This window comes from Pseudomonas sp. C11 (assembly GCF_034683865.1).
Classification (GTDB): domain Bacteria; phylum Pseudomonadota; class Gammaproteobacteria; order Pseudomonadales; family Pseudomonadaceae; genus Aquipseudomonas.
In genome coordinates this window covers 1-261 of sequence record NZ_JAWIIP010000060.1, presented here as the reverse complement: position 1 = coordinate 261, position 261 = coordinate 1, and the positions used below count along the sequence as shown (strand labels likewise).

Sequence of the window (261 nt, the reverse complement as noted above, 5' to 3'; positions counted from 1 at the left end):
GAAATCAGGCGTTTCAAGCGTGATGGAGAAACATGGGTCAGCTTAATTATTGCCATCGACGATACTCACGAACGCACTTTAGAACGCCCGCTGGCGCGCATCAGCAAGATCAAGCGCCGCGCCGCCGACTTCGATGAAGAAGATTGCAAGAGCTACACCGCACGCCCCGTGATCGAGCTGGAATTGTGCATGGGTAACACACTTCGCAGCATCGAAGTGAACTTGACCGACCGAAGCGCATTCCAATACCCGCTTCTGATT

General features: G+C 53.3%; 1 protein-coding gene. It reads left to right on the top strand.

The genetic code is table 11. The features are described 5' to 3' along the window. The coding region (locus VC352_RS24915) for a RimK/LysX family protein (protein WP_322982167.1) at nt 1-261 on the top strand (261 nt) is incomplete at both ends.